Origin of the sequence: Serratia sp. NPDC087055, from assembly GCF_044900985.1 — a bacterium.
GTDB lineage: Bacteria > Pseudomonadota > Gammaproteobacteria > Enterobacterales > Enterobacteriaceae > Serratia.
The window spans coordinates 1-11,916 of record NZ_JBJDOG010000013.1 but is presented as its reverse complement, the minus strand read 5'-3'; the positions used below and the strand labels follow the sequence as shown (position 1 = coordinate 11,916).

The following is an 11,916-nucleotide window of genomic DNA, read 5'->3' as shown; positions in this document are numbered from 1 at the left end:
TTCGTCGGAAAAACGCTTCTTCATGGGGGTGTCCTCATGTGGCTTATGAAGACATTACTAACATCGCGTTGTATTAATCAACGGGGAGCAGGTCATATATTCGTTTGGGTTTCGAGCTGATTACACGTAAGTGTGCATCGTGATGCCGTGTTACTAGTTAATTATTTAGAAAGAGCAACTTCAGTAGGCGAAGATCATCTACCGGGGTGAGGTCACACGAACAAAGGCCCGGCAGTGTCTAGATTATCCTTGTCGATTCATTCCAAGAAGATACAATACCTCAGTGACTTATCTTACTGGCACTCATCACTCTCATGATAAATGGTAGCGAGTCTCTCAATGAAGGATTGACAGTTCCACTGTGATCAAGTCCTGGGTATTCATGTATTTCAACAAGTGTTCCTGTTTTTCTGACATCCGCGGAAAATTTCTTCTGCATTGCCGTTGGTACGTTGACATCGTTATTACCAATGCCAATGAACACAGGATGTTCGATATACAATGTAGGGTATTGCATACTATCTATCTGTAGATTGAGTAAATTTTTAATGGCTGGATTCAGACTATTCGCCATATTTAACTTTTGATTTTTCGTTAACTCAGAGAGTTGGCTTATACACAAATTTCTCGCTTGACGCAGAACGGGGAGAGCATTTTTTTGGAAGAATGTTTCTGCTTTCAATGTGGTATCAAGGTCTGCGGCGGCAAGATAGATGTAGAATGCATAAGGTATCTTTGGATCTGCACCATCTCTGGGGGGTTGGCCGAAAACTGTTTGAGTGGATGTCATGACATTAAAGTAAGGTGTTCCTGTCAGGATAGTTGCAAGGATATTCAATTCAGGGGCGTAGGTTTTCTGATATCCTGCACTGGCGAAGGCAGCATGGGCTCCCTGAGATTGGCCTACGAACACGAAGGCATTTTGTAGCGGGAAATCGCGTAAGGCAGCTCGGGCACTGTCTAATACGCTATAGGCCGCGGCTTTAGCATTCATATAATGATGGAGCCCCTCAGAGCCTAAACCCGCATAGTCCGGGGCCACGACAGCGAACCCCAAAGAAAGCCAGGTATTGAGGTACTGACTATCACGGGCTGTCCTGGCATTGAGCGAAGGGGCGCAATTTTTTCCGACACCTATAGTGCCATGAGCCCATATAACAACAGGCCATCCATTTTTAGGTACATTTCCCTTTGGTATAAAGACCGCAGCAGTATCTTGTCGCAATGTTTTGCTGTCGAGGCCACTGATTGAACTGTACTGGATCAGATATTGCTCGGCGGCCTCTTGCAGACCGTAGGCAGGTTTTAATATCTTTTTATCAACAACGTTTCCAGCATGGATGTCTTGTTGAGCGAATCCCTTTGCCATCGGCGTTAAAATTATTATAAGAAAGATGTAGTGAGCGTAAGTAAAAATTCGTTTTAACATTTATGCATCCACTTTGAATAAAATCAATAAGGTTGATAAAAATTAGGAAGAACGGTAGCGACAGTGTGTATGCTACCGTTCTTCTTGGTTTATCTGAGCATGGTTAGACTATGTCATTGTAATGCTTAAATTGATGTAATGGTGATTTTATCTTCACTTTTGGGTCCCCAGTTATTGTTTTCAAATGCACGAGCAACCACCCGATAGCTACCATTGCGAAGATTTAGAGTAACTGCATCACTATATAGTGTGCCGGCAATAATCCCGTCGTTGCCCATTGGGTCTGAGCCATCCAATGTATAATAAACATCGGTTCCATCCGCAGGATTATCAATCGTTAGCGTGTTGTCATGTATTGATATGTCTACAGGTGGTAGTGTGTGTGCCATATTGTATTCCAACCATTTCTTGATAGAGAAACTGACTCTTTCGGGAACTTGTTTAAGTATTCTAGGATGCTCTACGTTGAGCCATAAGTTGTACACGTCCTTGCGATTTCCGAAGGATTGGAATGCAGCGTCGAGTTTATACACTTTCTCCAATGCCTTTATCGTATTTACCATTTTCGTTGTTACATTTGTAACCGACAGTGGTGAGTTGGATCCGCCCTGGAAATCTCCGGTTGCAGGGCCCAGTAACGCCAAGACTAGGTCTTTTACCATGGTCTTGAACTCGAGGTTTCCGGCATTGGGGTTTCCTGCGACCCCCATGAAATTACCAAATATTCCAGCAGGGCCATTTTTGCTGGTGCTAGAGTTCCATTTGTATTTATAGGTTCCTCCTCCTCCGGCAAGTCTTAGGGCCTGCATTGTGGTATTGCCATTTGAAAGCGAGACGCCACCAAAGAATGATCCATCTGTATCGTTAATCATAAACCTGGTTTTCATATAGTTAGGTGCATCATTATGAAAAATTGCAGTTGCTTCATTTTCGGTGTCAATAAACATGAAGATTATTTGAAACTTAATCAAGTCATCAATATCAACATATTCCTTTAGGTTTTGCAGATCCTTTTTACCGGCGAGAGTCTGAATTTGTTTCCATAGTACAGGATCACCATCCCCTGCTGCGACCGTACCATGTGTAAAGCGAGCATCCTGTAAATCAACTTTCGTATAATTATCGGCATCATCACCAAATACTTCCTCGATATTGTTTGGCTTGTAATCATTTCGCATGGTTTTAACCCCGCGATATTTTCCATTGACAATCAGATGGACATGTCGAGTATCAAGTGCAAATTTACCCATTTCTTTTTGTAAATTCATGACAATTTTTTCGCTGTACCGCATAAAACCGAGACCGAAGACATTTCGTGACGGGCCGTCTTGTCCCTCTTTCAGTTCTATCGTCTGTATTTTATTCACTGTAGGGTAAAGATCACCGGGGTAGGGATCAAAGAAAGGATAGTTTGCCTTTTTAACCAGAGCGTCCTTGTTAAACTTGAATTTAATCCCAGAGTTTAAGTGTCCAATACTTTCCTGACCAAACTTTCTCGTTGTTGTTGTGCTATGAAAGTTAGCTCTGTCGGAATAGATATGGTTATCCAGGTACTCAAATTCACCGAGACGCCATGAGCTACTAGGTTCTGATGCAGTTGAAATGGATACGACAGGGATATCTCCGATTGCTTCAGCGTATTCATCAGCATTAATTGTAGATTTACATGTCCACATTCCACTACCGGCTTTTTCATTATCATAATTATTTTTCAGAACAAATGTATGTGTAAGTAATCCGGAGTTTCCAGTTTCATTATAGGCATATATTTTTACAACGGAAGTTTTACTTATTGTAATCGGTGATGTATATATTTCGCCTGTTTTATCTGATGGGGTGGTGCAATCTAGCGTATATTTAACAATAACGCTATCAGGTACCTCTATCGTTAAGTCAAAATTAGAAGGATATACGCCCCTCTGGTGACTCAATACAACGTTGATATTGTGTTGCCCGAAAACATTATCGGTATCATAAGATGGTGAAATAAATAACATGAACTCTCCCACACCATTTGGGAGACGACCATAACTATATTTATAAGGGATTTCTGGATAAGTGACTTCGTCAAGGGAAGCAATGCTATCACCGTCAATTTTTGACAAGTAAATTGTGCCACCACTATTCTTGAGATCGAAGGATAAGTGGTTGTTACCTTCCTTATTTTTTTTATCTGCGATTAGTGTTATTGTTCCTTTAGCTGGCACGAATATATTTTTTAATTCGTGAAGTTTTTTGTTGTCATTTTTGTTTGATATGAAAACACCTCCGCCAATAACAATGTCGCTCTCATTGTTGTTATATAATTCAATCCAATCCTCTTTTTGTGATAGTGAACCTTGCGAGGATATCTCATTTATATATAGTTCAGATATTTTTTCTAAATCAGTTTCGGCGCTTTCAACTGATGGTCCTTCGCCATTGTTTAGATACGTGACAATCAACCGAGGGCGATATAATTCACCGCCTTCATATGATCTTACGCTGGTTCCATTGTTATGGCTTAGGCCCGTGAATAAAAATGAAAGGGCGCTTTCTGATTTCCATCCTCTTAACCTACTTTCATCTATAATGTTTTTTAAACTTGGTGTTCGAAGTAGATAATGATCAGTAGTGATTTCTGTTGTTTCCCATTTTACTTTATTTGAGGTATAGGTGCGTGAGCTGATATTGTTCGCAACGGTACTGTATGTTAACGATGTACCAAGTTCAACACGAATATCGATTTCTGCTGCAGGGCTTTTGCCATATGCGTAGAACTCAATGTACGCATCACTAATCTCTGCGCTTGCGGGGATGTCAACCTGCTGAAAGCGGACAGCATGAAGTTGTGCATCATTTCGCCCACCCAGTTGGAGGTATGCAGCAGAAAGGGCCATTGAACCACTGTTATTTTGGCGCCCATCATCATTTTTATCCATAACTAGAGAGGCTGATTTACCTTCTAAGCTCATCTCAATGAACGGTCCTTTCCCGTTATCCTCATATTCAATAATCAATCTTGGTCGATATAAAACGTTGCTTTCATAAGTACTAATACGAGCCCCGCCATTCAATGATAAACCTTTAATTAAAAACCCAACATCCTGACTGGCTTTAAATCCTTCAATTCTACTTTCGTCTATTATGTTTTTTAAATTTGGCGTGCAGATCTTCATTGTATTTAATATGCAGCTATCAGTCACCCAATTCACATGGGTTTTAGAATAGTGTCTGTTGGTGATGCTATTAATTTCATTGATATACCCAATGGAGTTTCCTAACTCTGCCTGTATAGACATGTTTGCTGACGGGCTGGTACTATGCGTATAGAACTCAATGTAGGCGTTTTTAACTTCTGCGCTATCAGGTAAATTCACGGATTGAAATCTAAATGCGTATGTTTTTAAGCTTTCACTTTGTCCACCCAAACGTAATGATGTATCGCCAAATGATATTTTTCCAGAATCACTCTCGCTAGCATCATCGTTGCCAGTTGTAATTGCTATGGCTACTTTTTCAGAAATGGTTTCGTTAATTACCGGGCCGTTTCCGTTATCAATATATTCAATCCTTAATTTAGGTCGGTATGCAATGCCACCATCAAATGCTCTTATGTTTGTACCACCATTCAGACTCAATCCCATAAAAATGAATGCCAGACTTTCTCCTGGTTCCCAGCCTGTTAGGCGATTTTCATCTATCAAATTTTTTAAGTTAGGAGTGATTATTTGGCTGTAGTTTGTAACGAGGCTATCAGTTACCCAATACACCTTCTGGATACCATATGTTCGATCAGTCATGTCATTTGCAACAGTGGTATAAGGCAGTGGATCCCCAAGTTCAGCAAAAATGTCAACATTACACATAGGACTTGTGCTATATGCATAAAATTCAATGTAAGCATTGACTATTTCCGAATTTGAAGGAACCACCACATTTTCAAATCGTATTGCATGTTTGTTTTGTCCATCAGTCCGACCTCCCAGCTGCAAATAGCTGTCTTTCAGTCTCATTGTGCCATCTGACTTCAGACGTGCATTATCGCTTGCTGTGACTGACATTTCCTGTATTTGTGTTTCTTTATTGCTATCGAGGTATTGCTGATTTTGTGACATAAATCACCTATATAAGAAAAATTTTAACTTTCATGAGTGAGTTACCTGCTAACGCACGATAAACTCTTTGGCTGCTACACTTGTTGATTATCAATTAAATATAGTATTGTTTTAAATTATATGTGCTCCTGAGAGATAGAGGGTTCTTTTATTGATTGTGGGTCGAGACGTCAACCTCAACCCACCAAGCATTATGTATTAATTTGCTCCTTCTCGATGTTGACTCCTGAAATCCTGGAGCCAGGAGGGCATTATCCGGCATGATTTTTATTTTTTAGTATTCATATATTTCCTTTTTTTCTTAATCTCTAAAATTTATACCTCCATGAGTCAGGGTGCAGCACGCCTTCGCATCCACTATCAGGGTAAAATCGTCCGAATGACTGGGTGTTGTGCTGGTCATACTGACACTGGTTGTGCCTGATGAGTCCGTTACACCCTCTGTTACCGATAATGTCATAGGATCTGTTGTGCTGAATGCAACGGCTTGTCCTGCCACAGGGGCACCCGTGTCTGGCCGTGTCAGGGTAATGGTGAATTTATTTTCATCTATCCCATTGGCTTTAGCATTATTTGAGACCAACGAATATGTTTTGTTCAGCAGAATAAAATTCACCGGGGTGGTGTCTTTATTACTATCGTTCAGGGAAGCCACAACAACGTTTGCCCGTGCGGTTTGAGATACGACGGTGCTTTTTGCTTTTCCATTGTGGTCTGTTGTGACATTAGGAAGGGTTATTTGACTATGTGGCGTTTGTGTTTCAAAGGCTACCGGGACGTCACTTATTGGCAACCCGTTGGCATCAAGTACTGTTGCTTCGACCTCGTTCTCATCGATACCGTCTTTAATCGCGTTGTCTTTTGTGGTTGTCAGGTTGATTTTCGCCTGTTTCAGGTCAGGGATAAAGGTGGTTTTTACCGATTGGTGAAGGTCATGAGCGAATGTTGCGGTCACTGTGCTGTCACCTGCAAGGGTGTTGGTGAGGGTCGCTCTGGCCAGCCCTTGGGCATCGGTCATGTCGTTGATGATATTGATTGTCGCGCCGTTGGTTGCGGTGAAGATGACCTTTTGTCCTGGCAATGGGTTGCCGTGTTCATCACGCATGCGCGCTAGCACTTCATTGGTGCTGTGGCCATCAGCCGGCGCGTTATTTTTCACCACGGTGAGGTTGCCACTCACAGCGGGTGTTTCTGCAGGCTTCAGAGCAGTAATAACGGTCGTCGCCGTGTTTGACGTACTTCCCTGTGTATCATAAGCCACTGCGCGGATAAGGTATTGATTACTGCTTTCTGGTTGCCAGGGCGGCAGTACGATTTGTAGATCACGTGCAGAGTGCTGAAGGAGTTTTCCGCCAGCAGCGAGCAACGATGAGGTTTCCCATTCGGTACGATCAACTGCGTATGCCGAAGAAATATCTGCATGGAGGGTGAGATTGTCTTCAGCGATGCCTTGAGCGCTGGCTGGCAACGCCAGCGTGATCCACGCTTGTTTCCGGTAGTCGAGCACAATGGCATTATTTCGTTCAACCAGATCAGACCGGCTCCCCATCAGCGTTCGGGCTGTCTGCAAGGCATGGGGTGATATCTGATCACGCCATGCCTTCGCAAACTGGTAACGGTACTGAAGGGAAAATAGCGTTTCGTCCTGACCCCCACTCACAGCTCGATGATCCACACTGGCGGTAATGAGGGGGACCGGGGTATAACTCAGCCCTGTGATCACTGATGAAGGATTGCGCTGGCGTTTATTTCTGTTCGTCAGGGCGACCTCGTTACCCCGATACTTTTCATACACCAGTTTGCCGCCCAGTTGTGGATATGTGGGGAGATAGGTTTCTGTGCGGATATCCCAACCATCCGCAGGGCGTTCGTCATAATTCTCGACATCACGGGATGAATGCCAGTCAGTAGTACCGAAATAGGTGTTGCCACTGAGTTTCAGGTGATCCCGCCAGGCTTCGGCGCCAATGCCAATACGGCGATTCTTGCCGGAGTGGTCATGGTCAAAAAAGACGTTGGCGCCGTACATCCAATCACTATGAAAGGTACGTACCCCGAAACCGATGTTGGTGGTTTTACGTCCGTGGGGAGACCGAAAGCCCAGTTGGGAAAATAGCATGCTTTGAGGAGAATCATACAGAGGGAGCAACCAGTCGGCAGAACTGTTTGCCCAACTGCCTCGGTTATCTATGCTGAGTTGAATGCGGGCGGTACCAAATTGTTGCAGCCAGTCTTCAATATTATTACCGGCGATGCCTGAAGCCCGATTTATGGCGAATGCGGGTAATGCGCCTTGCTGTGTTACTGCTCCCCATGTGGATGCGGAGTGGGCCATTTCCAATGTAACAGGCAGTGTATTGTTGTCATTTTTTTTGGGGGGCTCACTTGCCAATGCGAGAGATGACAGGAGTGTGGTTTGAATAACTAACAGACAATAAATAATGATAGTGACAATTGTTTTCATGTGTAAGTCTCCGAGACTTTTTATGCGGTATACGTTTTGTCTATTAAAAAGCGTTTGTGCGATGTCTCAGCAACTATCTCCACATTATTATTGTCTGTCCCGTCAGGTGGTTGCTAGTTCCTGTAGGCATAATTGTTTTTTGTTTTACCTACTCATTAAGTTATGGTGAATATTAGCTACATGTGTCTCTTTCGATGATTTTTGCGTTGAAATCCTTTTTTTCTGACTTTTTTATAGTGCAAATAAAATGAGCCACAGATGATTAATAGCAAGACTAAAATAATGACGATGTCTCCCATCCTTCTTTCCTCGGTTTGATTGTATTCAAAAATGTTATTTACCCGATGCAGGTTCTGTGTTTTCAATCCTCAACGTATAGACCATGGTGGCGTTTGGCGGCACGTTGGGCGGGTATCCTGCCTCGCCGTAAGCAAGTGATGGGGGGACGACCATGGTGAGGGTACCGTGATTACGCAGTTGGCCAATCGCCTCGCGGAACAGGGGCGGATATGCGCTGACGGGTTGTGAGAGCATATTACCACTCAAATCCATGTCCTGAATGACGGTGCCATCCGTCATCGACTCTTTGACGACGATGCTGACCACTGCCTCTTTAGCAATCGGGTTATCGCCGACATAATCCATCCGGTACCAGAAGCCGGAGGGAGACTGTTTTACCCCTTTTTGTTTTTTGAAGTTTGCAATGAATGCCTCATCCCTTTTTTGCTGTTTCAGGCTTGCCGTCGCGCGTGCAGTGTTGACGAAATCTTCGGACTCCGCCAGGGCAGCGCGTAAGAGGTCAGGGGCCAACTGGTATTGCCCTGAAAACGCGTCAATGATGCCGGTCAGGACCGTTTGGCGGTCCGCGTTGACACCCCAGGCTTTACGTTCGTCGAGCAGGGTAATGATATCCTGCCCCAGCGTACTGCCTGCGGCATAAGCCTGACGCGTTTCGGGACTCGTCAGGTTTTCGGGTTTAACCAGCCATTTTCCCCGGGTGCGTAGCGAACCATTCTCTGTCTCTAATCGCGCTAACGTTTGAGCCTGCTCGGCATGTCTGGCTTCGGCGGTATGGTGTTTCTGCTGCAGGTTGTCATATTTTTTCTGCAGAGTTTGTTTGTCTGTGAGCAGGCTGGTGCGTTCACGTTCTATCTGTTCAATTCTGGCCATTTGTGTCTTGCGCGTTGTTTCCAGAGTATCGCGTTGCATGTTCAGAGCAGCCAGAATGTTATTCTGAGCCTCTTTGGTTTCACTCAGTCTCTTCTCGGACAATTGCAGTGCCGTCAGAGATTTTGTTTTTTCATCTAATTTGGCTTGTGCATCATCCAGTCGACGTTGTAAGTCTTGTTGGGCGTGTTGTTCACGGCTGATATCTTGTCTGCGGGTTTGCAATTGGCTTTTCAGGTCGACCAGCTCTGCCTGCAACTGCGTTTTCCTTGCCTGGATATCAGTCAGGGTGGCTCGCTCTTGATCAACTTGTCGCCGAGCCTGTGCAATCAGTGTCTTTGTTCGTTTGGCATCCGGGGGCTCGCTTACCGCCTTCCGCAGTCCGATGAGCAATTGCTGAAGTGGCGCAAAGTCTATCGGAACGTAAGTGGATCCTGGAGGTGTTGATGCAGTCGAGGAAGATGATTGCGATAATAGTTTGGCTTCAGCCTCCTTCAGCCGTTGACGCAATGCGGTCAACGCGTCTTCTTGTTCACGCAAGAGGTCTTGCTGTTTGGCCAGCGTCAGGTCACGTTGTTTCAGTGCCTGGCGCAGAGTGGGCTCAGGACGCTCGTGTTTAGCCCCTGCGTCCGGCTGTGACGGTTTTGACGTTTTACCTGCCGGCGGTGTCTCTTTTGTCGCGGGTTGTTGGTTGCGATAGTGTTCGGCAAATTGCAGCAGTGCTGGAACACTATCGCTGTTGGCATATACAGGGCTTGCCAGACACAGCAACGGTAACAAGACCGCCAATCGGCGAATATGAGGCAAATTGCCCCCGTCTTTGCGGCTCATTTCAGGCGCTCTCCGCGCTCGGCCAGGCCAGTGAGGGTTGCAAGGGTAATGTCGGCGCACAGGCGATTTATCTTGTAACGGTAGAGTGCATCCACAGTGTCTTGTGTTTCACTGTTGACCCGGGTACGCACGTTGGCATAGGAGGCTGCACCGCTCATCAGTCGGTCGAATTCCTGACGAAGTGCGCTGTGTTGCTCAGGATTGATGGCTTTCAATGCCTCGAGTTCTTTCTGACACCGAGCTATCCGCTCGGTTTCTTTTTGTGCCAGTGTTTTCTCCTCTTCACTGGCAAGCTGGGGTTGTGCGATGGTCGCAGGGCGCTTATTCCCCTCGCAGCCGCTCAGCAACGGCATACCTGCGGTGAATAGCAATAGCAATACGATACAATTTTTCAATTTAAATTTGTTCACAGAAGTTCTCTCTTTTTAACGTCAAGGCCACCTTGTCGCAGCCACTGATATAATTCGTTGTTACGCTGAAATCCCAGTTTGCGCATGGCGGCGCGCTTATGGGCGCTGACGGTCTTAACACTCAGGTTCAGGCACCCCGCAACCTGGCGGGGCAGCATACCCAGTCGAATGGTGTACAACACCTCCCATTCCCGGGGGGTGAGTGTCTGCGAGCAATGGGGGCACAGGTGAGACGATACCGTTGTAATCCCCCCAAACATTTGCTCAATCAGATGTAATACCACCTCCGTACTGTCACTGCGCCGAATGACCCCGTGTTCACTCATGCAGGCAGGGAGCCGCCGTCGCAGGCGAGGTGTTTGCTGAATGGTAATAATGCTGTGCTGTTTGTCAGGCTTTCGGAAGTGACAAAACTGCAAGGGGGGGGGCACTTTCTCCGCCTGTATAATCAGGTTGGCCATGGGGTACAATTTCGCAGGCAAAAATGTCACCGACCACCCCTTATGCATGAAATGTTCTTGTAATAATTTTTCCAGACCCAGCGCAAAATAGCGGTCCTCATCGAGGATCATAATGTCGATATGGGGCTTCATTTTTCCTCCTTAACATTCTGCGACGAGGAGACGTTCATGAACGTCTCCTCGCGAGGGAAAAAGCGAGCGGCGTCGTACCGGTAGTGTTCTGCCGCGGAAAACTGTCCCTGGTGACGCAATATCGATATCAGGGAGGCATAGACGTTCTTGTCGATGTGCCGGTTAAGGTATTCCTGTGCCCATTGACAGTATTGCTCCAGTAACCGTTCATCGTGGGTACGGTTGTAGGTAAGCAGGGCATTGACCTGTTCGTCGAAAACGATACGCTCCTGGAACAGCCATCGGGACAAGGCCGGCAGGGTCTTTAGTGGCGTAATATCTTCCATGGCATAGGCTTCTGTTTGGGTAATAGCCCGCTTGCTCTTCAGGGCAAACCCGGTTGCTACGATGGCGGCCAGCGCCATGCTCGACAGAAGCGTGGCGATGAGAGGGGCGATGTGTGATGTTCTTGCTGGACATGTGTCAGTAGCATGACTGAGACGGTCGGCCATGGCGAACAGCAGGAGAAAGACAAAATAATGCAGTGCAGACTGGTAGAACGGGTATTCCAGCTGAGTATGGATAGCGATGGGAACGAGAGCGATGCACAGCGCTGTCGGCAATCCTGCCAGGGGGGACCCGGTCGCAAACGCCTCTCGGTCATGATGACATGCCCGACATACTACGCGAAATACACCGTACAGAATAAATGCCCATCCGATGAGGGCAACCACGCCGCCTTCGACGATCCAGAGCAATATCTCGTTATGGGGATGGCGTGCAATTTCCGTGACGATCGTCGGGGACGCCTGGTTGATACGATAGTGCTGAAAAGCGAATTCGAAGCTCCTATATCCCCATCCCAGCAACGGTTTGTCTGCTATCATGGACAACGTATCCCGCAGCATGGTCCAGCGGGCCTGATTGCTCTGTTCATGGCTGATGG

7 protein-coding genes are annotated in these 11,916 nt (G+C 45.9%); all 7 read right to left on the bottom strand.

Annotated elements, in window-relative coordinates; all coding sequences use genetic code 11:
- Positions 1–280: 280 nt before the first annotated feature.
- On the bottom strand, positions 281–1,369 hold the full coding sequence (locus ACI2J2_RS24475) for an alpha/beta fold hydrolase (RefSeq protein ID WP_404761050.1): 1,089 nt from the start codon (positions 1,367–1,369) through the stop codon (positions 281–283).
- Positions 1,370–1,554: 185 nt separating this feature from the next.
- Positions 1,555–5,526 carry an FN3 associated domain-containing protein gene (locus ACI2J2_RS24470; RefSeq protein ID WP_404761049.1) on the bottom strand — a complete coding sequence of 1,324 codons (3,972 nt, stop codon included), beginning with the start codon at positions 5,524–5,526 and terminating at the stop codon, positions 1,555–1,557.
- Positions 5,527–5,827: 301 nt separating this feature from the next.
- On the bottom strand, positions 5,828–7,990 hold the full coding sequence (locus ACI2J2_RS24465; RefSeq protein WP_404761048.1) for an inverse autotransporter beta domain-containing protein: 2,163 nt from the start codon (positions 7,988–7,990) through the stop codon (positions 5,828–5,830).
- A 333-nt stretch (positions 7,991–8,323) separates the two neighbouring features.
- Positions 8,324–9,988, bottom strand: a complete 1,665-nt coding sequence (locus ACI2J2_RS24460; RefSeq protein ID WP_404761047.1) for an FKBP-type peptidyl-prolyl cis-trans isomerase N-terminal domain-containing protein — start codon at positions 9,986–9,988, stop codon at positions 8,324–8,326.
- A complete protein-coding gene (locus ACI2J2_RS24455) occupies positions 9,985–10,398 on the bottom strand; it encodes a hypothetical protein (RefSeq protein WP_404761046.1) in 414 nt (137 codons plus the stop codon). Before ACI2J2_RS24455 ends, ACI2J2_RS24460 begins: the two co-directional genes overlap by 4 nt.
- Entirely contained in the window at positions 10,395–10,991 is a 597-nt protein-coding gene (locus ACI2J2_RS24450) for a response regulator transcription factor (protein ID WP_404761045.1), read from the bottom strand. The genes ACI2J2_RS24455 and ACI2J2_RS24450 overlap by 4 nt, the downstream gene beginning before the upstream one ends.
- A partial coding sequence (locus tag ACI2J2_RS24445; RefSeq protein ID WP_404761044.1) for a Wzy polymerase domain-containing protein occupies positions 10,988–11,916 on the bottom strand: 929 nt, incomplete at its 5' end. The genes ACI2J2_RS24445 and ACI2J2_RS24450, both read right to left, overlap by 4 nt.